The 26,569-nt window shown below is 70.2% G+C and carries 25 protein-coding genes; 23 read left to right on the top strand and 2 right to left on the bottom strand.

Features of this window, described 5'->3' with window-relative positions; genetic code table 11:
• From IXW21_RS16615 to IXW21_RS16545, 15 genes are all read left to right on the top strand, one after another.
• On the top strand, nt 1-1,650 hold a 1,650-nt coding region (locus IXW21_RS16615), incomplete at its 5' end, for a sensor histidine kinase (protein ID WP_228528682.1).
• 1 nt (nt 1,651) lies between these two features.
• Nucleotides 1,652-2,311 (top strand): response regulator transcription factor, encoded by a 660-nt coding sequence (locus tag IXW21_RS16610; RefSeq protein WP_194765352.1) that lies wholly within the window; start codon nt 1,652-1,654, stop codon nt 2,309-2,311.
• Nucleotides 2,308-3,918, top strand: coding sequence for an SLC13 family permease (locus tag IXW21_RS16605; RefSeq protein ID WP_194765351.1), 1,611 nt, complete (start codon nt 2,308-2,310; stop codon nt 3,916-3,918). The genes IXW21_RS16610 and IXW21_RS16605 overlap by 4 nt, the downstream gene beginning before the upstream one ends.
• 112 nt (nt 3,919-4,030) lie before the next feature.
• On the top strand, nt 4,031-5,233 hold the full coding sequence (locus tag IXW21_RS16600) for a glycerate kinase (RefSeq protein WP_194765350.1): 1,203 nt from the start codon (nt 4,031-4,033) through the stop codon (nt 5,231-5,233).
• Between the two features lie 37 nt (nt 5,234-5,270).
• The gene (locus IXW21_RS16595; protein ID WP_194765349.1) at nt 5,271-5,738 is read left to right on the top strand and encodes an FAS1-like dehydratase domain-containing protein; all 468 of its coding nucleotides are present in this window, start codon (nt 5,271-5,273) and stop codon (nt 5,736-5,738) included.
• A complete protein-coding gene (locus IXW21_RS16590; protein ID WP_194765348.1) occupies nt 5,738-6,136 on the top strand; it encodes a MaoC/PaaZ C-terminal domain-containing protein in 399 nt (132 codons plus the stop codon). Before IXW21_RS16595 ends, IXW21_RS16590 begins: the two co-directional genes overlap by 1 nt.
• Before the next feature lie 14 nt (nt 6,137-6,150).
• On the top strand, nt 6,151-7,281 hold the full coding sequence (locus tag IXW21_RS16585) for a UDP-N-acetylmuramate dehydrogenase (RefSeq protein WP_194765357.1): 1,131 nt from the start codon (nt 6,151-6,153) through the stop codon (nt 7,279-7,281).
• A gap of 9 nt (nt 7,282-7,290) precedes the next feature.
• Nucleotides 7,291-7,902 carry a nicotinamide riboside transporter PnuC gene (gene pnuC / locus IXW21_RS16580; RefSeq protein WP_194765347.1) on the top strand — a complete coding sequence of 204 codons (612 nt, stop codon included), beginning with the start codon at nt 7,291-7,293 and terminating at the stop codon, nt 7,900-7,902.
• A complete protein-coding gene (locus IXW21_RS16575; protein WP_194765346.1) occupies nt 7,899-8,969 on the top strand; it encodes an AAA family ATPase in 1,071 nt (356 codons plus the stop codon). Before pnuC ends, IXW21_RS16575 begins: the two co-directional genes overlap by 4 nt.
• Nucleotides 8,970-8,974: 5 nt before the next feature.
• Nucleotides 8,975-10,561 (top strand): AAA family ATPase, encoded by a 1,587-nt coding sequence (locus IXW21_RS16570; RefSeq protein WP_194765345.1) that lies wholly within the window; start codon nt 8,975-8,977, stop codon nt 10,559-10,561.
• An 11-nt stretch (nt 10,562-10,572) separates the two neighbouring features.
• Complete coding sequence (locus IXW21_RS16565) at nt 10,573-11,232, top strand: potassium transporter Kef (RefSeq protein ID WP_323742288.1); 660 nt, start codon at nt 10,573-10,575, stop codon at nt 11,230-11,232.
• The gene (locus tag IXW21_RS16560) at nt 11,229-13,142 is read left to right on the top strand and encodes a VWA domain-containing protein (protein ID WP_323742287.1); all 1,914 of its coding nucleotides are present in this window, start codon (nt 11,229-11,231) and stop codon (nt 13,140-13,142) included. The genes IXW21_RS16565 and IXW21_RS16560 overlap by 4 nt, the downstream gene beginning before the upstream one ends.
• Entirely contained in the window at nt 13,135-13,743 is a 609-nt protein-coding gene (locus tag IXW21_RS16555) for a phosphohydrolase (protein WP_194765343.1), read from the top strand. Before IXW21_RS16560 ends, IXW21_RS16555 begins: the two co-directional genes overlap by 8 nt.
• Nucleotides 13,736-15,115 (top strand): AMP-binding protein, encoded by a 1,380-nt coding sequence (locus IXW21_RS16550; RefSeq protein WP_194765342.1) that lies wholly within the window; start codon nt 13,736-13,738, stop codon nt 15,113-15,115. The genes IXW21_RS16555 and IXW21_RS16550 overlap by 8 nt, the downstream gene beginning before the upstream one ends.
• A gap of 62 nt (nt 15,116-15,177) precedes the next feature.
• Nucleotides 15,178-15,579, top strand: coding sequence for a VOC family protein (locus tag IXW21_RS16545; RefSeq protein ID WP_194765341.1), 402 nt, complete (start codon nt 15,178-15,180; stop codon nt 15,577-15,579).
• 3 nt (nt 15,580-15,582) lie between these two features.
• On the opposite strand, the gene IXW21_RS16540 is transcribed toward IXW21_RS16545, so the two are convergent.
• Together IXW21_RS16540 and IXW21_RS16535 are read right to left on the bottom strand one after the other, a co-directional pair.
• On the bottom strand, nt 15,583-16,782 hold the full coding sequence (locus IXW21_RS16540) for a pyridoxal phosphate-dependent aminotransferase (RefSeq protein ID WP_194765340.1): 1,200 nt from the start codon (nt 16,780-16,782) through the stop codon (nt 15,583-15,585).
• 49 nt (nt 16,783-16,831) lie between these two features.
• Nucleotides 16,832-18,259: an amino acid permease gene (locus IXW21_RS16535; protein WP_194765339.1), complete on the bottom strand. Its 1,428-nt coding sequence runs from the start codon at nt 18,257-18,259 to the stop codon at nt 16,832-16,834.
• Nucleotides 18,260-18,455: 196 nt separating this feature from the next.
• On the opposite strand from IXW21_RS16535, the gene IXW21_RS16530 reads away from it, so the two are divergent.
• The 8 genes from IXW21_RS16530 (at nt 18,456) to IXW21_RS16495 (ending at nt 26,532) form a co-directional block, all read left to right on the top strand.
• The gene (locus IXW21_RS16530) at nt 18,456-18,914 is read left to right on the top strand and encodes an Lrp/AsnC family transcriptional regulator (RefSeq protein WP_194765338.1); all 459 of its coding nucleotides are present in this window, start codon (nt 18,456-18,458) and stop codon (nt 18,912-18,914) included.
• A gap of 37 nt (nt 18,915-18,951) precedes the next feature.
• The gene (locus IXW21_RS16525) at nt 18,952-19,776 is read left to right on the top strand and encodes a PaaX family transcriptional regulator C-terminal domain-containing protein (RefSeq protein ID WP_194765337.1); all 825 of its coding nucleotides are present in this window, start codon (nt 18,952-18,954) and stop codon (nt 19,774-19,776) included.
• A gap of 79 nt (nt 19,777-19,855) precedes the next feature.
• Nucleotides 19,856-20,296, top strand: a complete 441-nt coding sequence (locus IXW21_RS16520; RefSeq protein ID WP_194765336.1) for a cupin domain-containing protein — start codon at nt 19,856-19,858, stop codon at nt 20,294-20,296.
• On the top strand, nt 20,293-21,159 hold the full coding sequence (locus IXW21_RS16515; protein ID WP_194765335.1) for an acyl-CoA thioesterase: 867 nt from the start codon (nt 20,293-20,295) through the stop codon (nt 21,157-21,159). Before IXW21_RS16520 ends, IXW21_RS16515 begins: the two co-directional genes overlap by 4 nt.
• Before the next feature lie 33 nt (nt 21,160-21,192).
• Nucleotides 21,193-22,866, top strand: a complete 1,674-nt coding sequence (locus IXW21_RS16510; protein WP_194765334.1) for an AMP-binding protein — start codon at nt 21,193-21,195, stop codon at nt 22,864-22,866.
• A 1-nt stretch (nt 22,867) separates the two neighbouring features.
• On the top strand, nt 22,868-25,252 hold the full coding sequence (locus IXW21_RS16505; protein WP_194765333.1) for a bifunctional salicylyl-CoA 5-hydroxylase/oxidoreductase: 2,385 nt from the start codon (nt 22,868-22,870) through the stop codon (nt 25,250-25,252).
• A gap of 39 nt (nt 25,253-25,291) precedes the next feature.
• Entirely contained in the window at nt 25,292-25,699 is a 408-nt protein-coding gene (locus tag IXW21_RS16500; protein WP_194765332.1) for a RidA family protein, read from the top strand.
• Entirely contained in the window at nt 25,699-26,532 is an 834-nt protein-coding gene (locus IXW21_RS16495) for a fumarylacetoacetate hydrolase family protein (RefSeq protein WP_194765331.1), read from the top strand. Before IXW21_RS16500 ends, IXW21_RS16495 begins: the two co-directional genes overlap by 1 nt.
• The last annotated feature ends 37 nt before the right edge of the window (nt 26,533-26,569 follow it).

The raw sequence follows: 26,569 nt of genomic DNA, 5'->3' as shown, positions 1-26,569 counted from the left end.
CTCCCGCACCGCAACCCCAGGACGACGACGGAGACGATGACGGAGACGACGGCGGCGATGATGACTGACGCTCCGACGCTGCCGATCGACGTGATCGAGACGCCTACCCCTCGCCAGACCGATCGTCCGGCACCGCACCGCGGAGGCGAGCCGCTGCGCACCCTGCGACCGCGCACCCTGCCCGCACGCTGGCGCATCACACTGTGGATCATCCTCAGCACCCTCATCACGCTGGTCGCCGTCGGATTGATGGGGCGGAGCATCTTCCTCGCGAGCGTCGAGCAGACGGCCAACACCGAGATCGAGCAGGAGGCGGCGGAGTTCACGCGGTTCGCCGAGGATGCGGCGGCCGGCGGGTACTCGTCGGCCACGGCGCTGCTCAGTGAGTACCTGGCTCGTCAGTCGGTCCACGAGGACGAGGTGGTGGTCGCCGCCGTCGACGGAGCGCCCATCGCGATCGCGAGCGGCCGCACCGGCACGCCGCACGCCGCAGCGTCGGGCGCCGGCGGTCGTGCAACGGGCGACAGCGACGTCGACTTCTCCGGGGTCCCCGGGGGCGAAGCCCTCGTCACGGCGCTGCTCGCGGACGATGCGCGCTCGGGGGCGACGGAGTCCTCCGACTCGGGGCCGTTGCGCTGGGGACGACTCGACTTCACCGCCGGAGAGCAGCAGGGGGCGGTCCTGATCGTGCAGTACACGCAGGATGCCCGCGACCAGGTCGACGGCACCTTCGCCACGATCGCCTGGGTCGCACTGATCGGTCTGCTTCTCAGCTCGGGCGTCGCGTGGCTGGTCGCAGGTCAGATCCTCGCTCCGGTCCGTGAGGTCTACCGGGTCGCCCGTGACATCAGCGAGCACGATCTCACCGCTCGGGTGCCCGTCGAGGGCACCGACGACATCGCCGCCGTCGCCGCGACCTTCAACGGGATGCTCGACAGGCTCGAGACCGTGCATGCGACCCAGCAGCGGTTCGTCGACGATGCCGGCCACGAGCTGCGCACACCCATCACGATCGTCCGCGGGCAGCTCGAGCTGCTCAGCGAAGACCCCGAGGAGCGCGCCGCGACCCTGCGTCTGGTGAGCGGGGAGCTCGATCGCATGAGCCGCATCGTCACCGACCTGCTGGTGCTCGCGCGGGCCGAGCAGCCCGACTTCGTGCGCGTCGCCAACTGCGAGGTCTCGACCCTGACCCTCGACATCGAGGCGAAGGCACAGGCACTGGGCGATCGGCGCTGGCAGCTCGTGGAGATCGCCGAGGGACCCACCGCCCTCGACCCTCAGCGCGTGACCCAGGCAGTACTGCAGCTCGCCGCGAACGCCATGCAGGTGACCGAAGCCGGTGACCGGATCGAGCTCGGTTCGCGGTTCGACGGCAGCGGAGCAGACCGTCGCCTCCGCGTCTGGGTGCGAGACAGCGGCCCCGGAGTGGCGGCCGCGGATGCCGAGCGCATCTTCGAGCGTTTCGCCCGGGGTGACAGCGCCGGTGTGCGCCGGGGGTCAGGGCTCGGCCTCGCGATCGTCCGCGCCATCGCCGACGGACACGGCGGATCCGCCTGGGTCGACAGCGTGCTCGGCGAGGGCGCCACCTTCGGCATCGACATCCCCGCTCCGTCAGACGCGGTCGCAGACACCGCGGAGAGGAAGGCCTGACATGCGCAGCATCCTGATAGCCGAGGACGACCCGCACATCACGTCGTTCGTGCGACGCGGCCTGCGGTCCGCCGGATACGACACCGCCGAGGCGGCCGACGGCCACACCGCGCTGCTGATGGCCCGCAGCGGAGCCTTCGATCTCGTGCTTCTCGACATCGGTCTCGGCGGCATCGACGGGTTCGACGTGCTCGCGAACCTCCGCGGCGAGGGCGTCACGACCCCCGTGATCATCCTCACCGCACGCGATTCGGTCATCGACACGGTGCGCGGACTCGAGAGCGGCGCCAACGACTACGTCACCAAGCCGTTCCAGTTCGCCGAGCTCGTCGCCCGGGTGCGCCTGCGCATCGGAGACGGCGAGGGGCGTTCCACGGGACCGGTCCTGTCGCACGGCGACGTGAGGGTCGATGTGCGGGCCCGCAGTGTCACCGTCGCCGGCGCGATGCGCGAGCTCACCTCGCGCGAGTTCTCGCTGCTCGAGGTGTTCCTCGAGAACGCCGGGCAGGTGCTGTCCCGCGATCAGCTGATCGGACACGTGTGGGGCATGGACTTCGATCCCGCCTCGAACGTCGTCGATGTGTACGTCCGTGCGCTGCGCGGCAAGATCGGCGCCGATCGCATCGAGACCGTGCGCGGGGCAGGATACCGATTCCGATGAACACCTCCGTCGACAGCACCACACCGGTCGCCGAGCGCGCGCGTTTCGCCACGGTCCCGCCGCAGCGCTCCGGCGCGCGGTGGACCGATCCGCAGACCCTTTCGCTCCGCACCCCGGCGGAACGCCCGCCCCGGCCCCGTCGCCGGCGGACACCCCTCCGACGCAGCACCGTGATCCGGCTCGTGATCGCTGCGGCGATCCTGCTGGCCGGCGTCGCGATGGCGACCGTCGGCTCCGCCCCGACCGGCAGCGGCGGCATGACCCTGCCGATCGCCGTGACGATCACGGTGTTCCTCCTCGCAGTGTGGGCGTGGGCCGCCACGGCGCTCGACGACACGCTCGTCGCATTCCTCGCCGCTGTCGCGCTGATCGTCACCGGCATTCTTCCGGCGACCACGTTCTTCGCGTCGCTCGGAGACGAGACGATCTGGCTTCTCATCGGAGCGTTCGTCATCGCAGCGGGAGTCTCGTCATCCGGGCTCGCCCTGCGCGGTGCCGCGCACCTGCTGCGCTTCGCCCGCGGACCGCGCAGCCTGTTCCACCTGACCACCGTGGCGCTCACGATCACCGCCTTCGCCGTGCCCGCCACGTCGGGGCGCGCGGCGCTCGCCGTGCCGGTGTTCACCGCGGTCGCCGACCTCCTGCCCGGTCGCGAGCGCGTCGTCAGGGCACTCGCTCTGCTCATGCCGACGGTGGTCCTGCTGTCGGCCGTCGGATCCCTGCTCGGCGCGGGAGCGCACATCATCACCGATCAGCTGCTTCGTGCGGCAGGAGAGCCGGGATTCAGCTTCCTCGGATGGCTGTGGCTCGGGCTTCCGCTCGCGGTCGTGTCGTCGCACGCGGCGTGCGAGATCATCCTGTGGCGCTTCACGCGTCGTGCCGACCGGGCGACACCGCTGCGCCTGACCCCCGCCGACATCGCTCGCTCTGCCACGACGCATGTGACCGGCCCGCTCAGCGCCGTCGAGCGTCGGGCGGCGATCCTGCTCGGAGCCGTGATCGTGCTCTGGGCGACCGAGCCCCTGCATCACCTCACTCCGGCGCTGGTCGCCCTGCTGGGAGCCGTCGCCGCCGTGTCGCCGGGCATCGGATGCACGACGTTCCCCTCCGCCGTCACACGCGTCCCCTGGTCGCTCCTCCTCTTCCTGTCGGCCACGCTCGCCCTCGCGTCCGCACTCACCAGCACCGGGGCGGCGACCTGGTTGAGCACGACGGCGCTCGCTCCGCTCAGCGGTCTCGGCACCGCCAGCGCCGTGGTGTTCGTGCTGGTGGTGATCGCGGTGTCGACCGCGGCCCATCTGCTCATCCCGTCGCGGTCCGCACGCTCGGCGGCGATCATCCCCGTCGTGATCTCCCTCGCTCCCGCCCTGGGAGTCGATCCGATGGCGGCGGCCTTCGCGTCGACGGCCGCCGCGGGTTTCTGCCACACGCTCCCCAGCTCGGCCAAGCCGGTCGCGATGTTCGCCGACCCCGATGTCGTGCCGCACGGCTTCACCCCGAAGGATCTGCGCCGACTGTCGGTGCTGCTCGCCCCGGCGATGTTCGTGCTCGTCGCCGTCTTCGCCCTCTGGATCTGGCCCGCGATGGGTCTGCCGCTTCTGCGCTGACCTCCCGTTCCGGACTCCCCGTCACACCCGTTCCGCGTGCACCGCCGGTGCAGCGGTGATCGTCGTGCCCGAAAGGGCGAAGCCGCCCTCCGGGGCGCATAAGGAGGAAATCATGTCCATCCACATCCCGCAGCGCATCCTGATCGCACCGAGCGGTTTCAAAGAGAGTCTCAGCGCCGAAGTCGTCGCGCAGGCGATCGCCTCCGGTGTGCGCCGGGTCATCCCGGGCGTGCAGGTCGACGAGTTCCCGGTGCCCGACGGCGGTGAGGGCACGGCAGCGGCGCTCGCCGCGGCCACCGGGGGCGAACTGGTGCCGCTCACCGTCACGGGGCCGGTCGGCGCACCGGTCGCTGCTCACTGGGCGCGTCTGGGCGGACACGCACGAGGCACGGCCGTCGTCGAGATGGCATCCGCCGCAGGTCTGCGGCTCGTGCCCCGCGACCGTCGAGACCCCGGCGAGACGACCACCCGCGGTGTCGGCGAGCTCATCGCCGCGGCGCTCGACGACGGAGCCGAGCGCATCGTGGTCGGGTGCGGAGACTCCGGCACGAGCGACGGGGGAGCGGGAGCCCTCGAGGCTCTCGGCGTGCGCATCCTCGACGCCGACGGCGTGCAGATCGCGGCGGGTGGCCGCCACCTCGCCGAGGCGGTGCGTCTCGACCTCGACGGTCTGCACCCGCGCATCGGGGATGTCGAGATCATCCTCGCCTGCAACATCCACAACGTGCTGTGCGGACCGCGGGGCGTCGCGCGTGTGTTCGGGCCGCAGAAGGGCGCGACGCCCGAACAGGTGGAGGACCTGGCCGTGGCCTTCGATGCGTGGGCGGGGCTGCTCGAGGAGCAGAGCCCGCACGGCTCGAGCATGGACGTGCGCACGGGCGGCGGCACCGGAGCATCCGGCGGTCTCGGTGCCGGACTGGCGGCCGTGCTCGGCGCCCGACTGGCCCCCCGCTTCGAGGTGCTGCTCGACAGTGGCCTTCTGCCCAATGAGCTCGACGAGCTGATGGCCGTGGCCGACCTCGTCATCACGGCGGAGGGCGCGATCGACTTCCAGACGCCGCGAGGCAAGGTGCCCGCGGAGATCGCCATGCGAGCGCGCGTCGCCGGAGTGCCGGTGCTCGGGATCGCAGGGTCGCTGGGACAGGGGGCGCCGACGGTGCACGACATCGGGATCGACGCGATCGCCTCGATCATCACGGTCCCGATGCCCTTGGAGCAGGCGGTGGTGCACGGCGAGGCGCTGCTGCGCGACGCGGCGGAGCGCTGCATGCGCATGGTGCTGCTCGGCTCGGCCATGTCGGCGCGGGCGGCCTGAGGGCAGGTTCACCGCCATCCCTCGATAGGATCGAGGGGTGGCAGTGAACCAAGATCTGGTCGGCCGGGAGTTCCCGCCGACGACCCCCTACCTCGTCGGCCGCGAGAAGGTGCGCGAGTTCGCGCGTGCCGTCTTCGCCGACGCTCCGCAGCACACCGATGTCGAGGCCGCTCGGGCAGCGGGCTTCGCCGACGTCGTGGCGCCCCCGACCTTCGCGATGGTCATCCAGGACCACACCCTGCAGCAGCTGCTCGCCGAGCCCGACTCGGGCATCGTGCTCGCACGCACGATCCACGCCGAGCAGAAGTTCTCGTACACCCGGCCGATCGTCGCGGGCGACGAGCTCACGGGGCAGCTGCGCGTCACCGGCATCCGCATGATGGGCAATAACGCCATGATCACGAGCGAGGCTCAGATCACGGATGCCGAGGGCGAGCACGTCGTGACCGCCACCAGCGTGCTGCTGGTCGGTGCGGACGACAGCGCAGAAGAGGGAGCCGAGTGATGCCGTACGCCGTCGGAGACGTGATCGCCGAGCGCACCGTCCACCTCACGCGCGAGTCCCTGGTGCGCTACGCCGGCGCCTCGGGCGACTTCAACCCGATCCACTACCGTGACGACGTCGCCGCCGCCGTGGGGCTGCCCGGCGTGCTCGCGCACGGCATGCTCACGATGGGCATCGCCTCGTCGGTGGTCGTCGCGGCACTCGAGCCCGGCACGCGCATCCTCGACTACGGCGTCCGCTTCACGAAGCCGGTCGTCGTCGACCCCGAGAACGGTGCCGACCTGCACGTGGTCGCGACCGTGGGTGCGGTCGACGAGACGGCCAAGCGCGTCGACCTCAAGGTCACGTTCGGCGAGACCACCGTGCTCGTCAAGGCGCAGCTGCGCATCGCCGCCTGATGAGCGACGCCCTGCTGCACGAGATCGAGCCGCTGCGGCTCTCGACGCTGACGACCCTGCGCACCGGCGGTGCACCGGAGCGGATGCTGGATGCCACGACGACCGACGAGCTCGTCGCCGCACTGCGCGACGTCTGGGCGCGCGGTGACGAGTGGTTCGTCCTCGGCGGCGGCTCGAACCTGTTCGTCGGCGACGAGACGTTCGACGGCACCGTGATCCGCGTGCTCACCCGGGGGATCGAGGAGCTGCCCTCGCCCCATGACGGCCGCATCCGCCTGCGCGTGCAGGCCGGGCACGGCTGGGACGACCTGGTCGCCTACGCGGTCGAGCACGGCTACGCGGGGCTCGAGGCCATGAGCGGCATCCCCGGCACGGTCGGCGCATCGCCCGTGCAGAACATCGGTGCGTACGGGCAGGAGATCCAGGAGACCCTGGTCGAGGTCGAGCTCATCGACGAGAACACGGGCGAGGTCTCGGTGGTTCCGGCATCCGATCTGGGACTCGGCTTCCGCACCTCGGTGCTGAAGCACCACTACGGCAGCGTGCCCGAGCGCCGCGCGGTGATCCTCTCGGTCACGGTCGATCTGCTCGTCGCCGGTGAGCGCGTCGTGCGCGGTGAGCAGCTGCGACGCGCCCTGGGACTCGACTCCGACGCCCCCGTGCCGCTGACCTGGGTACGCGAGCGCATCCTCGCCACCCGCGCGTCCAAGGGGATGCTGCTCGATGACGACGATCCCGACACGCACAGCGTCGGCTCGTTCTTCCAGAACGCGATCGTGCCCGAGGTCGTCGCTCGTGCGCTGCCGCCCGAGTGCCCGCGCTGGCCCGTGGCTCCCGACCTCGACGCCGTCACGGTGATCCCGCTCGCGTCATACGACGGACTCGTTCCGACCTCGAAGACGGAGGCGCCCGATGTCAAGGTGAGCGCCGCCTGGCTGATCGAGCACGCCGGCATCCGCAAGGGCTTCACGCTGCCGCGTTCGCGCGCCTCGGTGTCGACCAAGCACGCGCTCGCTCTGACCAACCGGGGCGGGGCCACGGCCGCGGAGGTCTCGGAGCTCGCACGCTTCATCCAGAGCCGCGTCCACTCCGAGTTCGGTCTGGTGCTGCAGCCCGAACCGGTGCTGCTCGGCGTCGAACTGTAGGGCCCGCTAGTGCTCGAGTGGCTCCAGACCGAGTGGCCCCAGGTGCTCGGCTTCGTGACAGGCGCCGTGTGCGTCTGGCTGGCGGGCCGCCGCAACGTGTGGAACTATCCGATCGGCATCGCGAACAACGTCGTGCTGTTCATCGTGTTCATCGGCGCGGGGCTCTACGCCTCATCGGCGCTGCAGGTGGTGTACCTGCTCATGGGTGTGCACGGCTGGTGGCGCTGGACCCGCGGCGCCGAGCAGAGCCGCACGTACGTCGCGCGCACTCCGAGTCGGGCATGGCCGTGGCTCGCGCTCGCCGCGGTCGTGGGCACCGTCGTGCTGGTCTGGGTGCTCACGACGTTCACCGACTCGCAGGTCGCGATCGCGGATGCCGCGACGACCGCCGCGAGCCTCGTGGCGCAGTACATGCTGAACCGCAAGTGGATCGAGAACTGGTTCGTCTGGATCTGCGTCGACATCGCGTTCGTCGGTCTTTCGATCGCCGCAGGCCTGTGGGTCATCGCGGCGCTCTATCTGCTCTTCATCGGACTGTGCGTGATCGGCTACCGATCCTGGCGGCGGGCCGCGAGCGATGAGCTCGCCGGAGCGCCGGATGCGGCGACCGCCCCCGCATGAGCGGTCACGGACTCGTCCTCGGGAAGTTCTATCCCTTCCATAGCGGGCATTCGCATCTGATCCGCCAGGCGCAGCGGCTGAGCGATCGCGTCACGGTGCAGGTGCTGGGCGCGTCGGTCGAGTCCATCCCTCTCGACGTGCGAGCCGACTGGATCCGCGAGTCGCACCCCGGAGTGCGCGTCGCCGCCGCGATGGACGACGCCCCGGTCGACTTCGACTCGGAGTCGGCGTGGGATGAGCACATGGCGGTGATCGAGGCGCTGCTCGACGGACCCGTCGACACCGTCTTCTCGTGCGACGCATACGGCGGCGAGCTCGCCCGACGGCTCGACGCGCGCTGGGTGCAGGTCGATGAGGGGCGACGGATCAACCCGATCTCCGGCACGGCCATCCGCGCGGATGTCGCCGGGAACTGGCACGAACTCGCGCCCGCGGTGCGCGCCTGGCTCACGGCGCGTGTCGTGGTGCTGGGCGCCGAGTCGACGGGCTCGACCACGCTCGCCGAGGCTCTCGCCGACAGGCTCGGCACGTTGTGGGTGCCGGAGTACGGTCGCGAGCACTCGGTCACGCGCGAGGGCGGGCTCGACGCGCCGTGGCAGAGCCCCGAGTTCGACCTGATCGTCGACCGGCAGATCGCGCTCGAGCGGCAGGCACGGCGCGAGGTGCCGGTTCCGGTGCTCGTGTGCGACACCGATGTCCTCGCGACCGCGTTGTGGCACGAGCGCTACGTCGGCGCGAGCGCACGGCGTCTCTTCGACGCCGCCGACGCGCACCGGCCGCTGCTCTACGTGCTCACGGGTGACGAGATCCCGTTCGTGCAGGACGGCATGCGCGACGGCGAGCACATCCGGCACGACATGCAGCAGCGCTTCCGCGACGTGCTCGCGGCGCAGCCGGTGCCATGGATCGAGGTGCGTGGCGGTGTCTCCGAACGGGTGGACGCCGCGGCATCCGCTCTCGAACCGCTCCTGGCCGCACACCTGCGGTTCGCCGTGCCGCTCGAGGCGCGACCCGTCGACGAGCAGCGCGCACTGCAGCGGGACGCCGAGGCCTCGTCGTTAGGATGAGACGCATGCCAGAGCGCGGGAACAGGCCGGATCGGTGGAGCAGAGTCTCTTCGTCGCCCACGAACCCCGGCACCGGGCTCGGCGTCCGCGAGCTGACCGCGGAAGACCTCTTCCGGCCCGCCGAGGCCAGCACCGTCCCTCTCGACGAGAGACTCCGCCAGGTCTACTACTGGATCGTGAACCGTGCGGTGATCTCGCCCTACTACGACATGGAGTTCTCGCACGGCGAGCCGCTCTCGATCGAGCTGGGCGATGCCGGAGCGACGGTGTCGCTGCCGACGCAGGCGTCGTTCTCGTCGAACGTGCTCGTGCCGCTGCTGACGTTCGCGGTGGGCGGCAAGTGCCTGCTGATCGGCGGTCCGGGGCGCGGCAAGACCACGGTGGCGGTGCTCATGGGCGTGCTCGCGGGCACCGCATCCGACGACGTGCGGCGCGCCGTGCAGCAGGGGCAGCCGCAGCTGACCGTCAGCGATCTCGTCGGCATCCCGCTTCCGCGCGATCTGGTCGGCGCGGAGCGGCTGTCCGACATCCGCATCGCCTGGCGCGAGTGGCTCGGCCTGCCCGTCAAGATCATCGACGAGTACAACCGCATCCCCACCAAGACGCAGTCCGCGCTGCTGACGATGGTGGCCGAGGGGTACGTCGAGAGCCATGATCAGATGCGCCGCACCGCGCCGGACGGGGGAGTGGAGAGCTGGTTCTTCACCGCGAACGACGATGCCGGCGGCGGCACGTTCCCGGTGATCCAGGCCCTGCGCGATCGCATGGACGTCACGGTGCAGGCGGCCGGATTCAACAGTCGCTTCTTCGACGAGCTGATCACCCGGGTCGAGGCGGGGGAGAAGCCCGAGGAGCATCTGCCCGCTGAGCTCGCCTTCGACGCGGCGCAGCAGTCGGAGATGCGAGCGGCCATCCGCACGGTGCCGATTCCGGATGCGGTGCGCGACCGCCTGCGGTTCTTCCTCAGCCACTTCGAGTTCGTGCAGCACGGCGGACGCCGGTTCGAGTACCGCACGAAGGACGTGGTGACGACGGCGGGCGGCCGCGTCGGCGAGGTCATCGAGGCCAACAGCGGCGCCGACCTCGACGTCGACCTCGGTGCCCAGACCCGCAACGGGCTGTCGGTGCGGGCGCTGCAGACCCTGATCCTCTACTCCAAGGCGATGGCGTGGTTCCGCGGCGTGGATGCCGTCGAGCTCGACGACGTGGCCGCGGTGCTGCCCTTCGTGCTGCGCGGCAAGCTGCTGCCGAACGCCACCCACCCGCGCTTCGACGTGGGCGCGGAGCGCGAACTCAGCACGGACACGGTGAGCTGGCTGGCCGATCTGTTCGCGCAGTCGTGCCGACAGTACGACTCGCTCGGACGCGATGCCGATGACGAGGTCGCCGCGCTGCTCGCCGAGTTCGATCGGGGACTCGACGGCGTCTCCGCCCTCGAGGCCTCGCGGCGGGTCACGGCCGTCGAAGCGCAGCTGCGCCGCATCGCCACGGTCGGCAAGCTCTACGGTCGCGACTTCGACGACGTCATCGCGCTGAAGTACCTGCACCAGCGCTACACCGCCTACGTGCGCTGGCAGGAGATGCGCGGGTGAGGGGCCTCCCCGTGCAGCTGGCGAATGCGCCGGCTCCCTTCGCCCCGGCGGCACTGCCTGACCTCTCCTCCGTCGGACTCGACGCCGCGCTCGCCGCGATGTCGGTCTCGCAGGCGCACGGCGATTCCGAGCTGTTCACACGAGCGCTCGGGGCGGGCGTCGCCGCAGACCCGTCAGCACTCGACGACAGGGACCGTGCGCTCGACCTCGTCGCCATCGCGGCCTGGCGTGCCGGTGCGCTCGGCCTCCGCGGCGATGCGCTGGCCAGACTCGGCGCGCTGCCGACCGCCGACGCGCGCGTGGCGGCCGCCGCGGCACTCGGGATCGGCGTCGACCAGCTCGATCACTTTCTCCGTCGCCAGCAGAGCGACCGGTTCTGGTGGCCGGGCCGCGCCGACCAGCGGGGATACGTGCTGGCCGTCGGCGGGTTCCGCGGCCTCGGCGGCGCCTGGATCCGTCCCCCCGAGCGCATCGAGCACCTCACCGACCCCGGAGCCTTCGCGTTTCTCGTCGCGGGCACCTGGTGGCGCCTCGACGCCGACGCCTGGGGCTCACGACTCGCGGTGCTCGCAGAGGAGCCCGAGACGGCACCCGCGGTGCATGACGGCGTGACGGTGGTGATCGGCCCCGACACGCATCTCGCGTGGGTGCACGTGCGGGAGGGCGCGTGAGCGCCGAGTCCGAGTCCGAACGCGGAGCCGCAGCGTCAGCGGCGCCGGAGTCGACCCCGGCGCCGCTGGGCGACGAGGCTCGGCAGGCCTGGGAGCGAGCGCTCACCCTGTGGCGGGTGCGGCTCGATGACCCACGGATGCATCCCGGTGCCGCCGCTCGTCACGGAGCTCCGGCGTGGTTCAGCTTTCCGCCCTCGGTCACCGTGGACCCGCAGTATCTCGCCGAGCGCGGACTCGGCGACGAGCTGTGGAGCATGTTCGCGCACGAGATCGGTCACCACGTGCTCGCCCCCAGCACCCGCATCGACGCGCTCAAGATCGATCACCAGATGGCGAGGGCGATCACGACGGTGTCGCCGAGCCGCGATGCCGGCGAGGGCGCCCGGCGGCTCGGCAACATGTGGAGCGATCTGCTCGTCAACACCCGTCTCGCGCAGCTGCAGCGCCTCGAGGTAGGCGCATCCTCCACCGCGACCCGCGATCTGGGCATCGTCCGGCTCGGGCGTGCGCTCTACCCCGCGCCCGCCGGCAGCGCCGATCGTCTCTGGTGGGTCTACTGCCGCGCCTACGAGCTGCTGTGGCAGCTTCCGCAGGGCACGCTGTGTCCGGCCGATCCGCCCGCCCGTCCGATCGCGAGGCCGCTCACTCAGCGGTTGACGCCGCTGAGTGAGATCCCCGAGAAGCATCGCGAGAAGGAGCGACTTCTGCGTGAGGCGAGCGCGGAGCGCGCGCGCGTCGCCGCAGAGCTCGCGGATGCGACGGCCACGAACCCTCCGGTCGACGCGACACTGGTGGCCGACGCCGTGCGCACCTTCGGCACCGACCCGGTGTCGGGGGCGGCACTGTTCGGAGTCATCGCGGCGCCGTACCTCGCCGAGCAGGATGCCGCCGGCGGGTGGCCCCTCGAACCTCCCGTCGGGTGCGGTGTCGACGATCGCCCGCCGACCGGCGCGGAGCTCGGTCGTCTCCTCGCCGATCAGCGTCTGCGCGGCGATCTGCCGCGGCATCCGGGCACCGTGCGCGACGGCGCCGACGAGACCGACCCCGACGATGCGATCGACGAGAAGAAGCAGAGCGCCGGGCAGCGTCTCACTCTCGCGCGTACGCTGCAGCTCTACCGCGACAGCGGCAAGGACGCCGTCGTCGCCGCGTGGTACCGCAACGAGGCCTCGGCGTGGGTGCGGCCGTACACACGGCCCGCACCGTCGATCCCGACCGGAGGCATCCCCGGGCCGCTCGAGCTGTGGGAGGTCGGCGACGCCCTCGGCGACATCGACTGGCCCGTCACGATGCGGTCGGGAGCGGTGATCCCCGGCGTGACCACGCGGCGCCGCTCCGAGCTCGACGACGAGCCGATCGTGCGCGAGACGAGCCTCGAACTCGACCTCTACATCGACTCCTCGGGGTCGATGACGCATCCGCATCGCGGCTCACCCGCCGTGCTGGCCGGCACGATCCTCGCCCTGTCGATCCTGCGCGGCGGCGGACGCGTGCGGGTCACGAGCTTCTCGGGCACCGGCGAGGTCGCGGGGATGCCGCGTTTCGGCCGCGATCCGGACGAGATCATCGCAGCGATCTCCCTCTTCTTCGGCCGGTCGACGTCGTTCCCTCTCGACCTGTACTCCGCCCGATATGCGAACCTCCCGCCGGCGGGCGACGACGCCCAGCGTCACGTGGTCGTGCTCTCCGACGACGGTCTCGTCTCGATGTTCGGGGTCGGCAACGAGCCCTACGCGGGCGTCGCCCGCGCCGTTCGCGAGGTGCTCACGACGGGTACGCTCGTGCTCATGGATCCCCGTCGTCAGGTCGCTCAGCTCGCCGAACGCGACGGCTACGACGTGGTCTACCTGCAGACGATGGCCGATGCCCCCGCGGCATGCGCGGCCCTGGCGGCGACCCTGCATGGCTGACACCGAGGCGCTGCTCGCGGCGTGGAGCGAGAGGTCGGGGGGAGAGGCCGAGGCCTGGGCGCGCGCGACACCGGGACCCTCGCTCGACTCGGTCGCCGCTCGGATCTCCCGGGTCCCGCAGGAGTTCCTCGACGAGCGGGTGTCGCTCCGGGCGCTCGCCGGCGACATCCTCGGCGGGCCGATCGCCGCGCAGGGCATCGATGACGACCCGCGGGTGCGCCTCGGCGCAGGCATCGCGCTCTGGCTCGTCGCCAGCGAAGGCGTCATCGGGCCACTCGAACCCGCGCTGGCGCACGGACGCACGGCACTCGCGGTCGACGCGCTCGCGCTGCGGGTCGCACCGGTCGCGGACCCCGCTTCCTGGACGTCCGACGATGAGCGCCGCATCGAGGCCGCCCGCACCTTCCTGCTGTGGTGCGGATATCTGCCGGCGGGGGAGGACGCACCCACGGCCGCCTCGCTGCTCGCCGCCTGCGACTCGCTCGCGCGGGACCGGGCGCTCGCGGATGCCTACGAGGGCCACCGGCACCGCGCCGAGATCGCCCGCAAGCTCGACGAGGCGCGCCGCCGAGAGGCGGCGGCGCGGTACTCCAGTGAGTGAAGCGACGTCGCCGGCCGACCCCGACCTTCTCGGCGGACTCGCGCTCGCCGAGTACGCGCCCGGCGAGGCGGCCGTGCTGAGCGACACCGAGCGCTGGCCGACGCTCGACTCCGCGGGTGCGGCCAGGCTGTCGCGATGGCGCACCCACCCCGATGCTCCGCAGTGGACGCATGCGACCGGCGACCGGCTCACGGCCCCGCAGGCGGAGCGGGTCCGGCATCCGCTGCCGCTCGACGGCTGGATGACCGAGCACCTGGACCTCGCACGGCGCACGCTGCGCTATCGCGGTATGCCCGAGTACGCCGTGCTCGACGACTTCCCGACGATCTCGCGGCGAGACCTCGTCGACGATCTCGCCGCGTTCGTGCCGCTCGACGCGGATCTCTCGCGCATGCTGCACGGCACCAGCTCAGGCTCGACCGGGGCTGCGCTGCTGATCCCCGACGACGTCGAAGAGGTGGCGCGCGGTTTCCATCTGCTCGTCGCGCTCGCCGCATCCGCCGGGGTCTCGATCACAGCCGAGGGTGAGCGCATGGCCGTGGCCAACCTCGTGTTCCAGCGACAGGCCTTCACCTACGTCTCGGTCATCTCGAGCTTCGAGCAGCGGGCGATGGCCCGGCTCAACCTGCATCCGTCGGCGTGGCCCGGACCCGATGCCCGCGAGCGCTTCCTCGCCGAGGCCGATCCGCAGATCCTGAGCGGTCACCCCACCAGCCTCGCCGAGCTCCTCGACGGGGGCCTCGACGCCGTGCTGCATCCGCGGGCCGTCTTCTCGGGAGCCATGGCGTTGTCCGGTCCGCTGCGGGCGCGTCTTGAGACGGCCTTCGGATGCCCGGTGTTCGACGTGTACGGCCTGCACGAGACCCGGCCGATCGCGGTGCGAGCCGACGACGGGCCCTTCCGGGTGCTCGATCGCCGGGTGCATGTCGAGGTGCTCGATCCGCTCCGCGATGTCGCGGTCGCTGACGGCGCGATGGGGGAGATCGTCGTGACCGCGGGCGAGAACCCGCTGCTGCCGCTCGTGCGCTATCGCACCGGCGATCACGGGCGGCTCGTGGCGCTCGACGACGGCGCGCTCGGAATCGCCGATCTGGAGGGGCGGGAGAACACGCGCTTCCGTGCCGCGAGCGGTGCGCTGGTGCCGTGCGTCGAGCTCACGCAGCACCTGCAGGCCCACGGCGCGGAGGGCTGGTCGGTCGAACAGGGCGCGGACGGACGCGTGAGTGCAGTGATCGCCGGAGGCGATGAGGTCGGCGCGCGGCATGCGCTCACCGCGCTGCTCGGCGAACCGGTCGAGCTGCGCCGAGTCGCCCGGGTGATCGATCTCGGCGAGGGCAAGCCGCGACGCTACCGGAGCGCCGTGCCAGACTGACGAGCTGACCGATCGGGTGCGATGGCCCTGACAGTGTCGCCCGACCGTCGTACACTCGCGGGATGAGCGGACTGATCCCCTACCTCCTGTTCCCCGGCAATGCCGAGGAAGCGCTCGACCACTATCGGTCGATCTTCGGCGGTGAGCTGCAGACCGTCGACTACGCCACCGCGGGGCGGCACGACGGCCCTGCCGACTCGATCGCGCACGGTCAGCTGTCCGGTCCGGTCGAGCTGGCCGGAGCGGATGCCGGCGCCGACGACGACGCGGTGCAGATGAGCGGCATGTTCCTGTCGCTGCTCGGCACCGCCGACGCGACCACCCTGACGAGCTGGTTCGACCGACTGTCGTCAGGGGGCCGCGTGATCGACGCCCTGCAGAAGAGGCCCTGGGGCGACTACGACGGCACTCTCGTCGATCGCTACGGCATCCGCTGGCTCATCGGCTTCCACGACGAGGAGTGATGATCAGCTGAACAGGCGCTGCAGCCGCTGCACTCCTTCGAGCAGCTGATCGTCGCCGAGGGCGTACGACATGCGGATGTAGCCCGAGGGACCGAACGCCTCGCCGGGGACGACCGCGACCTCGGCCTGCTCGAGGATCAGGTCGGCGAGCTCGAGCGAGGTGGTCGGCGTCACGCCGCCCCAGGTGCGGCCGAGCAGGCCCTGCACGTCGGGGTAGACGTAGAACGCGCCGAGCGGGTTCGGCACCACGAGGCCGTCGATCTTCGACAGCTCCGAGACGATCAGGCGGCGGCGGCGGTCGAACGCCTCGCGGAACTGCTCGGCCTCGGTCTGCGGGCCGGTGAGCGCGGCGATCGCGGCCTTCTGCGCGACATTGTTCACGTTGCTCGAGAGGTGCGACTGCAGGTTGCCGGCGATCTTGATGGCATCCGCCGGTCCGACCATCCAGCCCACGCGCCATCCGGTCATCGCGTACGTCTTGGCCACGCCGTTGACGAGGATCGTCTGACCGGCGAGGGCCGGTACGGCCTCGACGATGGAGGTCGCTGTGACGCCCTCGTAGGTGAGGTTCTGATAGATCTCGTCGGAGATCACCCAGATGCCGTGCTCGAGCGCCCACTCGCCGATGGCCGCGGTCTCCTCGGCGGTGTACACGGATCCGGTCGGGTTCGACGGCGAGACGAACACGAGCACGGTGGTGCGCTCGGTGCGTGCGGCCTCGAGCTGCTCGACCGTGACCTTGTAGTCCTGGTCGGCTCCCGCGAAGACCTCGACCGGGGTGCCGTCGGCGAGACGGATCGCCTCGGGGTATGTGGTCCAGTACGGCGCGGGGAGCAGCACCTCGTCGCCCGGGTTCACCACGGCCTGGAAGGCCTGGTAGACAGACTGCTTGCCGCCGTTGGTCACGATGACCTGGCTCGGCGAGACCTCGAGGCCCGAGTCGCGGAGCGTCTTCGCCGCGATCGCCTCGCGCAGCGCGGGGAGTCCGGGTGCCGGCGTGTAGCGGTAGCTCGCCGGATCGGCCAGAGCCTCGGCCGCGGCGTCGACGATGAACTGCGGTGTCGCGAAGTCGGGCTCGCCCGCGGCATACGAGATGACGGGCTTGCCTTCGGCCTTGAGAGCCTTGGCCTTGGCATCGACCTTGAGGGTCGCCGACTCGGCGATGGCGGACAGCTTGCGAGAGAGAGGAGCGCGTTCGGTCACGACTACGAGCGTACTCGGCCGAGCGCGCGTCGTGAGGGGGCGACCGTCATCAAGAACGGGCATTCTTTCCGGTCGACTCGACGCTCGCCGCATCCATCGCGACGGACGCCTGCGCGCGACGGCGCCTCTGCACGAAGAAGAACGCGACGATCGCGATCACCAGACACGGGATGCCGAACGGCAGCGTCGCCCGGAACTCCTCGGTCAGGGCCGTCGAGACGGCGATCGCGATCATCAGCAGTGCTCCGACGACGGCTCCGACCCGCGCGCCCCACACCGTGTAGGCCGGCTTCTCGCCCCGCGCGGCCAGCGTGCGGCGGAAGGCGACGTGCGTGACGAAGATCATGAACCAGGTGAAGAGCGCCCCGAACATCGAGATCGCGAACATCATCGTGAAGGCCTGGTCGGGATTCAGCACGTAGATCACGGTGGCCACGACGATGCCGCCTGTCGAGAGCAGGAGGGCGTTCAGCGGGGCGCCGTTGCGCCCGACCTTGCCGAACACGGCGGGTGCCTCGCCGGCGCGCGAGAGCGAGAACATCATGCGGGTCGAGATGTAGAGCTGGCTGTTCATCGCCGACAGGGCGGCGATGATGACGACGAAGTTCAGCACCGAATCGGCGAACGGGATGCCGATGACCTGCATGACCGTCACGAAGGGGCTGGACCCCGACAGGATCTCGGAGACCGGGGCGATCGAGACGATGAGCGACAGCGTCAGGATGTAGAAGATCAGCAGACGGAAGGCGCTGACCTTGAACGCCTTCTTCACGGCTTTCTCGGGCTCTGCCGCCTCGCCCGCGGCCACCGCGATCATCTCGATGCTGAGGTAGCTGAAGATCGAGACGATCACCGCGAACCACATGCCGCTCAGGCCGTTCGGCATGAAGCCGCCCTCGGCACCCCAGTTGTGCAGGCCGCGCTCCTGGTCGCCCGAGAAGAACACCAGCCATCCGGCGACGACGATGAACGCGAGGATGGCGAAGACCTTGATCGTCGAGAACCAGTACTCGAGGGTGCCGAAGCTCTTGACGTTCATCGCGTTCACGAGGATCAGCGCACCGCCGAAGAGCACCACCCAGATCCAGGGCGGGGTGCCGGGGAACCACAGCTGCATGTACTCGCCGACGGCGGTCACCTCGGTGCCGACCGCGAGGACGATGCATCCCCAGTACATGTAGCGCACGAGGAACCCGGCGAGCGGGCCGACGTAGTGCTCGGCATAGGCGCCGAACGACCCGGAGGTCGGGTGCTGCACCGTCATCTCGGCGAGCCCCGCCATGAGCAGCAGTGCGATCATGCCGCCGATCAGATAGCTCAGCACGACGCTGGGGCCCGCGAAGCCGATCGCGAACCTGCTCCCGAGGAACAGGCCGGTGCCGATCGCGCCGCCGAGGGCGATCATGCTCAGCTGCCGTGCCGTGAGTGCCTTCTGCAACCCGATCTCTCGGGTCTGGATGTCGGAGAATTCGGCCATCATCGTCCTTCCACGCGTCGTCGCCGGGGATGTCCGAGCGACGCAGCACTGCGGCGCGGACGGTCCTGCCCGGAAGTCGATTCCGGCACGGAGGCAGAGTCTTGCAAGAATTCGACCCGCATGGCACTGTTTCGAACAGGATTCAGAGATCGAGCGTTTTTCTGTACAGGATTCGATCCGGGAGTGAGGAGAAGCCGTGGGGATCGTGTTGACCGAGAGCGACCGCGGGATCCTCCGCGCGCTCGCCGCAGACGGCCGGCTGTCGAACAAGGAGCTCGCCGACCGCGTCGGTCTCGCGCCGTCGACCTGCCACGGGCGCGTGCGTGCGCTCGAGGAAGCCGGGGTCATCCGCGGATATCGAGCCGTGGTCGATCCGGTGGCGGCGGGGGCGGCCATCAGCGCGCTGATCTCGGTGGCCGTGCTCGATCACGCCCGCAGCCAGGTCACCGAGCTCGTTCCGATGCTCCGCGCGATCCCGGGGGTGCAGCAGGTGTTCCTGCTCGGCGGCGACCGCGACATCGTCCTGCACGCCTCGACGGCCGACGTCGCGTCGCTGCGCGAGCTGATCCGCGTGCACATCGGTTCGCACCCGGATCTCGGTCAGTCCCAGACGCAGCTGATCTTCGAGCACGCGGTCGGAGAGGCGCCCGCATGAGGCGTTCGTCGACGCGCCACTACGCTGAGGAGACGTGATGACGGACGGGGAAGTCGTGGATGCCGACGAGTTGACGCCCGAGGCCGCGGTGCGTCCGCAGCATCTCATCGTGACGATCTTCGGGCGGTACGTGCGAGCGCACGGCGGGGAGATCCGCATCGCGGATCTCATCGAGATGATGGGTGCCCTCGGGGTGGACCCCGGCGTCGTGCGGTCATCCGTCTCGCGCCTCAAGCAGCGCGGCATCCTGGTCGCCGAGGGCGGCGGCGCCTATCGGCTCGCGCCATCGCTCGACGAGGTGTTCGCCGCGGGTGACCGGCGCATCTTCGAGCCGCGCCGTGCGCAGCTCGACGAGCCGTGGCTGCTCGCCTCGTTCAGCGTGCCCGAGAGTGAGCGGCCCGTGCGGCACCGGCTGCGCAGACTCCTGCAGCGCCTCGGATTCGGTCAGGTGAGCGGTGGTCTGTGGGTCGCGCCAGGACAGCTCGTCGACGAGACGGCGTCCGCTCTGCGCAGTGCGGGACTCGACGGGTACGTCGAGCTGTTCCTCGGCTCGCGGGTGTCATCCGAGCCGCTGGAGGACGCGGTGCGTGAGTGGTGGGATCTGTCGGCGATGGAGCCCCTGTATCGCGGGTTCGTCGATGCCTTCCGGGAAGAGATCGACGAGAGCGATGAGAGCGCAGCCTTCGCAGCGCACGTGCGAGCGATCACCCAGTGGCGACGACTCGTGTACCTGGATCCGGGACTCCCTCTCGGCATCCTTCCGCAGGGGTGGGTGGGCGTCGAGGCGGGGCAGCTGTTCGCCCGGCTGCATGCGCGGCTCGAACCGCACGCCGAGCGTTTCGTGACCTCGGTCATGAGCTGACGCTTCATATCGCTATCGCACTTGCGTGACGGTCGTCACGTATGTGACACTTCTTCGACACGCAAGCGAAGGAGCTTTCATGACCGAGCACGAACTGCGCTGGGACCGGTCGCCGCAGGTGACCCGCGCCGGCGAGGAAGACACTCAGACGATGTCGTCGGGCGGATGCATCCGCGTCTCCGGTGTCGGCCCGCAGCACACCGAAGCGACGAAGATCTGGTTCGGTCAGGTCTCGAACGACCCCGGCTATCGATCGCTGCCGCACCATCACGGCGAGGCCGAGACCGGCGGCTACGTCCTCCGCGGCTCCGCCCGCATCTACTTCGGCGAGGGCTTCCGCGAGTACCTCGACATGACCGCGGGCGACTGGGTCTTCGTGCCGCCGTTCATGCCGCACGTCGAGGCGAACATGTCGGTCACCGACGAGCTGATCTGGCTCACCACGCGCACGCCGGACAACATCGTCGTCAACCTCGACGACGTCGACGACGCGACGCTCGACGGCTTCCGTCGCGCATGAGCACCTCCGACGCCTTCCGCCGCGCGACAGCCCTCACCGAGGTGCGCACCGCTTTCGGAGGGAGGGCGTTCGAGGCGCAGCCGCAACCGGTGCCGTGGCCCAAGGCCTACGGCGGCGACACGGTCGCGCAGAGTGTGGCGGCGGCGCTGCGCACGGTCGGTGACGACCGCGCACTGCACTCGGTGCACAGCACGTTCCTGCGCGGTGTCGACGTCGCCGAGCCGGTGCACTACGACGTCGAGATCATCCGCGACGGGCGAGGTTTCTCGACGCGGCACGTGCGCGGCCACCAGCACGGCAAGCTCGCATTCATGGCGACGGCGTCGTTCCACGTGCCCGAGCCGTTCTCCGAGCACGGTCCGGCGATGCCCCCGGTGCCGTCGCCCGACACGCTGCCGTCGTCGGCCGACGCGCTCGCCGGTCACGTCGGGCCTGACATCGAATACTGGTCGTACGGCCGCAGCTTCGACATGCGTCACGTGCCCGGCCCCGTCTACCTCGAGGTCGAGGGCGGAAGGGCGGCGCATCAGGCCGTCTGGGTGCGCTCGTTCGACAGGCTCGACGACGACCCGCGCACGCATCAGGTGGCGATCGCCTACGTGTGCGATTACACGATCCTCGAGCCGGTCCTGCGCGTGCTCGGCCTGCCCTGGCGGGCGGAGGGGCTCGTGACCGCGAGCCTCGACCACGCCATGTGGTTCCATTCGGCGGCGCGAGCCGATGAGTGGCTGCTCTACGCGCAGGAGAGCGCCGGCATCGCCGACGGCCGAGGCCTCGGTCTCGGTCGGTTCTACACGCAGGACGGTCGCCTCGTCGCCACCGTCGCCCAGGAGGGGATGATCCGCCCGGGTCGTCCGCTCTGACTCCACCTCTCATCCGCTTCCGAAGGGACCGCAATGACGCTTTCCCCCTCCGCGCACGTCGACACGTACACGCGCGAATCACTACCGCCGGCCGATCTGTGGCCGACGCTCGAGTTCACGATCCCCGAGGTGCAGTACCCCGAGCGACTGAACGCCGCCGCAGAACTCCTCGACCGCACGATCGACCGATACGGCGCCGACCGGCCCGCGATCCTGCTGGCCGACGGATCCTCGTGGTCGTACGACGATCTGCAGCGTCGGGCCGATCAGTTCGCGAAGGTGCTCACCGAGGACCACGGACTGGTGCCCGGCAACCGCGTGCTGCTGCGCATGCTCAACGGGCCGTGGACGGTGGCCTGCTGGCTCGGGGCGCTCAAGGCCGGCATGGTCGTCGTCACGACGATGGTCGCCTGGCGCACGCAGGAGCTGCACCCGATCGCGGCACGCGTGCGACCGGCTCTGGCGGTTGTCGATCATCGCGGACTCGACGACGCGGATGCCGCCTTCGGCCGACTCGACCGACCGCCGGCCGTCATCGTGGCCGGCGGTGAGCACGACCTGCTCATCGAGGCGTGCGAGACGAAGAGCGGTCCGTTCACCGCGGTCGACACCGCGGCCGACGACGTGGCCCTTCTCGGCGCGACGAGCGGCACCACCGGCGTGCCGAAGATCACGATGCACTTCCATCGCGACATCCTCGCGAATGCCGACACGTTCGGGCATCACGTGCTTCACCTCACATCCGACGATGTGAGCGCGAGCACCGCACCTCTCGCCTTCACGTTCGGGCTCGGCGGCAATGTCGTGTTCCCGCTCCGCAGCGGGGGAGCGATGGTACTGGTCGAACGGGCCACCCCGGTCGAGCTCGCCAAGCTGATCGAGCCGCTCGGCATCTCGGTGCTGTACACCGCGCCGACGGGATACCGGAGCATCATCAAAGAAAGGCTCGCCGGCGAACTCCGGAGGCTGCGGATCGGCATCGCGGCAGGCGAGCACCTCACGATCTCGACCTTCGAGGCGGTCGAGGCGGCGAGCGGCCTCCGGCTCATCAACGGCATCGGCTCGACCGAGATGCTCCACGTCTTCGTGTCGGCGTCGGGCGACGACATCCGCCCCGGCGCGACGGGGCGCGCGGTTCCCGGTTACCGGGCCGTCATCCTCGACGACGACGGTGCGGAGCTGCCCGCCGGTGAGCCGGGGCGCCTCGGTGTGATCGGTCCGACCGGATGCCGGTACCTCGACGACGACCGTCAGCGCGTCTACGTGCAGGGCGGCTGGAACGTCACCGGCGACACCTTCGTGCAGGACGACGACGGCTACTTCACGTTCCAGGCGCGCAACGACTCGATGATCGTGACGGCCGGCTACAACGTGGGCGCCCCCGAGGTCGAGGAGGCCGTCCTCGATCATCCCGACGTCCTCGAGTGCGCCGTCGTCGGGTGTCCTGACGACGACCGCGGCATGATCGTCGTCGCCTTCGCGGTGGTGCGCGACGGCCTCATCCCGTCGGACGACCTCACCTCGAGCATCCTCGATCACGTCAAGTCCCGACTCTCCGTCTACAAATGCCCCCGGCGCGTCGAGTACGTCACGGAGCTGCCGCGCAATCCCAGCGGCAAGGTGCAGCACTTCATCCTGCGAGAGCGGGCGGCCGCGCAGGCCGCCGTCTCGCAGTCCCGGATCCAGCCCCAGAAGCAAGGAGCCTGACATGCGCGTAGCAGTCATCGGCGGAGGCCCCGGAGGTCTCTACTTCGCCGCACTCATGAAGCAGCTCGACCCCGCACACGAGATCACGGTGTGGGAGCGCAACGCGCCCGACGACACCTTCGGATTCGGCGTGGTGTTCAGCGACGAGACCCTCGGCGGCATCGAGAACGCCGACCCCGTGATCGCCGAGCGCATGAGCGAGCAGTTCGCGCGCTGGACCGACATCGACATCATCTTCGGGGGCACGACCCATACCGTCGGCGGGCAGGGGTTCGCCGCGATGGGACGCAAGGAGCTGCTGCAGCTGCTGCAGCAGCGGTGTCTGGAGCTCGGCGTGACGATCCTCTTCCGCACGCCGGCTCCCGACGCCGAGGCGCTGATGGCGGACCACGACCTCGTGCTCGCCGCAGACGGGGTCAACTCGCAGGTGCGCGGTCAGTTCGCCGACAGGTTCGGGCCGAACCTCGATCGTCGGGTGTCGAAGTACATGTGGCTGGGCACGGATCGCGTGTTCGAGGCGTTCACCTTCGCCGTCGTGCACACCCCGCACGGCATCATGCAGCTGCACGGGTACCCGTACTCCGACCAGGGCAGCACCTTCCTGATCGAGATGCACGAGGACGTCTGGCGCGCGGCAGGTCTCGACGCCACCGAGCACGAGATCTTCCCGCCCGGGGTGAGCGACCAGTACTCGGTCGACCGGCTCCGCGGCTTCTTCGAGGAGGTGCTCGACGGTCACGACGTGCTCACGAACAACTCGAAGTGGCTGAACTTCACGACGGTGAAGAACGAGCACTGGCACCACCAGAACCTCGTGATCCTGGGGGATGCGGCGCACACCGCGCATTTCTCGATCGGATCCGGCACCAAGCTCGCGATGGAAGACGCGCTCGCGCTGGCGGCGTGCCTGCACGAGCATCCGTCGCTCGATGTCGCGCTCGACGCCTATGAGACCGAGCGCCGCCCGGTGGTCGCGTCGACGCAGCGTGCGGCGCAGGCATCGCTGGAGTGGTTCGAGCGCATCGGCCAGTACGCCGATCAGGACCCGCTGCAGTTCTCGTTCAATCTGCTCACCCGCAGCCGCCGCATCACGCTCGACAACCTCGCGGTGCGAGACCCGGAGTTCGCGGCCGAGCTGCTGCACGGTGTGCCGCTGATCGCGCGCGAACCCGACGAGCCCGCCATGTTCCGTCCGCACCGCATCGGCACGCTCGAGCTCAAGAACCGCATCGTGGTGTCGCCGATGGACATGTACTCGTCGCATGACGGCGTGCCGGGGGACTTCCACCTCGTGCACCTCGGATCCAAGGCCATGGGCGGCGCCGGACTCGTCATGACCGAGATGGTGTGCGTGTCGGACGAGGGGCGCATCACCCCTGGGTGCGGAGGGCTCTATACAGACGAGCAGCGGGACGCTTGGGGGCGGATCGTGTCGTACGTGCATCGCCACTCGACCGCCCGTATCGGCGTGCAGATCGGCCATTCCGGACGCAAGGGTTCGACCCGCAGGATGTGGGAGGGCATCGACCAGCCCCTCGACACCGGCAACTGGGACACCCTGGCGCCGTCGGCCCTCCCGTACGGGCCGGAGAACCGCGCGCCGAGAGAGATCGATCGCGAGACCATGACCCGGGTGCGCGAGGAGTTCGTCGCCGCCACCGAACGCGCCGCCGCGGCGGGATTCGATCTCGCCGAGCTCCACGCCGCGCACGGGTACCTGATCTCGTCGTTCCTGTCGCCGATCTCGAACCGACGCACAGACGAGTACGGCGGGTCGCTCGAGAACAGGCTGCGGTACCCGCTCGAGGTCTTCGACGCGATGCGCGCGGCCTGGCCTGCGGAGCGCCCCCTCACGGTCCGGCTCTCGGCGGAGGACTGGATCGAGGGCGGCAACACCGTCGACGACGCCGTCGAGATCGCCCGGGCGTTCATCGTGCACGGCGCCGATGCCATCGACGTGTCGTCGGGGCAGATCGCGACGCACGAGCGTCCGCAGTTCGGACGCAGCTACCAGACGCCCTTCGCCGATGCGATCCGCAACCGCGTCGCGGCCCCGGCCGGTGTCAGTGTGATCGCGGTCGGCGCGATCTCGAGCCACGACGACGTCAACTCGATCCTGCTGGCGGGGCGTGCCGATCTCGTCGCCCTCGGACGCACGCACCTGTGGGATCCGCAGTGGACGCTGCACGCCGCGGCCGACCAGGGATACCGGGGCGCGGGGGCCGACTGGGTGCCTCAGCTGCGCGCCGGGTCGCGCAAGCCCCCGTCGTCGCGCACGGATGCGGTGCGTCCGCGCCTCGCCCTCGTGCGCGACGCGCTCGCCGACGCCTCGGTGAGCCACCGGCGCTGGCGGCCCGAACCGGCCGCCGATGCGCTCGCGCGCTGACCATCACCCGATACGTCCACCACACGAAGGAGACCGCTCATGACGCGGCAGATCATCAACCCCGACTCTCTCGTGAAGCCGATCGGCTTCGCCCACGGCGTCCGCGCCGGAGAGTTCGTCTACCTCGGCGGCCAGACGGCCATGAACGCCGAAGGTGCGATCGTGGACGGAGGAATCGTCGAGCAGTTCGTGCAGGCGTTCTCCAACGTGCTCACGACCCTCGCCGCGGCGGGCGGTCAGCCGAGCGACCTCGTCGACGTCACGATCTACCTGACCGACGTCGACGACTATCAGCGCAACGGCCGCGAGATCGGTCGTCGGTGGCGTGAGCTCGCGGGCATCGAGTACCCGGCGATGGCCGGCATCGGCGTCACGCAGCTGTGGCAGCGCGAGGCGATGATCGAGATCCAGGGCGTGGCCCACATCGCGGCACCGCAGGAGGGCTGATGCGCCTCGCCACGGTGCGTCGCGCCGACGGCAGCCGCGCTGCGGTCGGAGACGAGTCGGGCTGGGTGCTGCTCGACGAGGCGGATGCGCAGGAACTCGTGTCCGTCCCGGGATGGCGGGAACGCGCGGACGCCGCTCTGCGGCATCCGGCTCGCGTCTCCCTCACGCCCGACGAGTTCGCGAACCCCGTGCCCCGGCCGACGAAGATCTTCTGCTGCGGCCTCAACTATCGGGATCACATCGTCGAGACCGGGCGGCCCGTGCCGGAGTACCCCACCCTGTTCGCGAAGTTCGCCGACACCCTGACCGGCCCGGTCGACGAGATCGTCGTGCGCGACACGGATCGCCTCGACTGGGAAGCCGAGCTCGCCGTCGTCGTGGGTGCCGAGGTGTATCGAGCCGATCGTGACCGGGCGCGCGCTGCGATCCTCGGGTACGCGGTGGCGAACGACATCTCGATGCGCGATTGGCAGCAGCGCACCCTGCAGTGGCTGCAGGGCAAGGCCTTCGACGCCACGACGCCGGTCGGTCCGTGGATCGTCACCGCCGACGAGATCGACCCGAGCGAGGGGCTGCGCATCAGCTGCGCGGTGAACGGCGAGGAGATGCAGATCGGCGACACCGCGGAGCTCGTCTTCGACGCCGCCGACCTCATCGCCTACGTCTCGCAGATCACCGTGCTGCGGCCCGGTGACATCGTGCTCACCGGCACCCCGGGTGGCGTGGCTCTCGGCATGGCCGAGCCTCGATGGCTGCGCGACGGCGACGTCGTCACCACCGAGATCGAGCGCCTCGGCACGCTCCGCAACGTCATCCGCTTCGTCGAGGGGTGAGGCCGATAGCCGCCTCGCGGGATGTGCAGAGGGGCGG

The sequence above is a fragment of the Microbacterium sp. UFMG61 genome, from assembly GCF_015354505.1.
In the GTDB taxonomy this organism is placed as follows: Bacteria; Actinomycetota; Actinomycetes; order Actinomycetales; family Microbacteriaceae; genus Microbacterium.
This window is presented reverse-complemented; position numbering and strand designations above follow the sequence as displayed.

Bases quoted from the DNA above. Each gene is read 5' to 3' on its own strand.
- IXW21_RS16590 (WP_194765348.1), top strand. From the start codon at position 5,738: ATGCCGTACGCCGTCGGAGACGTGATCGCCGAGCGCACCGTCCACCTC.
- IXW21_RS16520 (WP_194765336.1), top strand. From the start codon at position 19,856: ATGACCGAGCACGAACTGCGCTGGGACCGGTCGCCGCAGGTGACCCGC.
- IXW21_RS16600 (WP_194765350.1), top strand. From the start codon at position 4,031: ATGTCCATCCACATCCCGCAGCGCATCCTGATCGCACCGAGCGGTTTC.
- IXW21_RS16510 (WP_194765334.1), top strand. From the start codon at position 21,193: ATGACGCTTTCCCCCTCCGCGCACGTCGACACGTACACGCGCGAATCA.
- IXW21_RS16495 (WP_194765331.1), top strand. From the start codon at position 25,699: ATGCGCCTCGCCACGGTGCGTCGCGCCGACGGCAGCCGCGCTGCGGTC.
- IXW21_RS16545 (WP_194765341.1), top strand. From the start codon at position 15,178: ATGAGCGGACTGATCCCCTACCTCCTGTTCCCCGGCAATGCCGAGGAA.
- IXW21_RS16555 (WP_194765343.1), top strand. From the start codon at position 13,135: ATGGCTGACACCGAGGCGCTGCTCGCGGCGTGGAGCGAGAGGTCGGGG.
- IXW21_RS16605 (WP_194765351.1), top strand. From the start codon at position 2,308: ATGAACACCTCCGTCGACAGCACCACACCGGTCGCCGAGCGCGCGCGT.
- IXW21_RS16570 (WP_194765345.1), top strand. From the start codon at position 8,975: ATGCCAGAGCGCGGGAACAGGCCGGATCGGTGGAGCAGAGTCTCTTCG.
- IXW21_RS16500 (WP_194765332.1), top strand. From the start codon at position 25,292: ATGACGCGGCAGATCATCAACCCCGACTCTCTCGTGAAGCCGATCGGC.
- IXW21_RS16575 (WP_194765346.1), top strand. From the start codon at position 7,899: ATGAGCGGTCACGGACTCGTCCTCGGGAAGTTCTATCCCTTCCATAGC.
- IXW21_RS16515 (WP_194765335.1), top strand. From the start codon at position 20,293: ATGAGCACCTCCGACGCCTTCCGCCGCGCGACAGCCCTCACCGAGGTG.
- IXW21_RS16535 (WP_194765339.1), bottom strand. From the start codon at position 18,259: ATGGCCGAATTCTCCGACATCCAGACCCGAGAGATCGGGTTGCAGAAG.
- IXW21_RS16505 (WP_194765333.1), top strand. From the start codon at position 22,868: ATGCGCGTAGCAGTCATCGGCGGAGGCCCCGGAGGTCTCTACTTCGCC.
- IXW21_RS16610 (WP_194765352.1), top strand. From the start codon at position 1,652: ATGCGCAGCATCCTGATAGCCGAGGACGACCCGCACATCACGTCGTTC.
- IXW21_RS16525 (WP_194765337.1), top strand. From the start codon at position 18,952: ATGACGGACGGGGAAGTCGTGGATGCCGACGAGTTGACGCCCGAGGCC.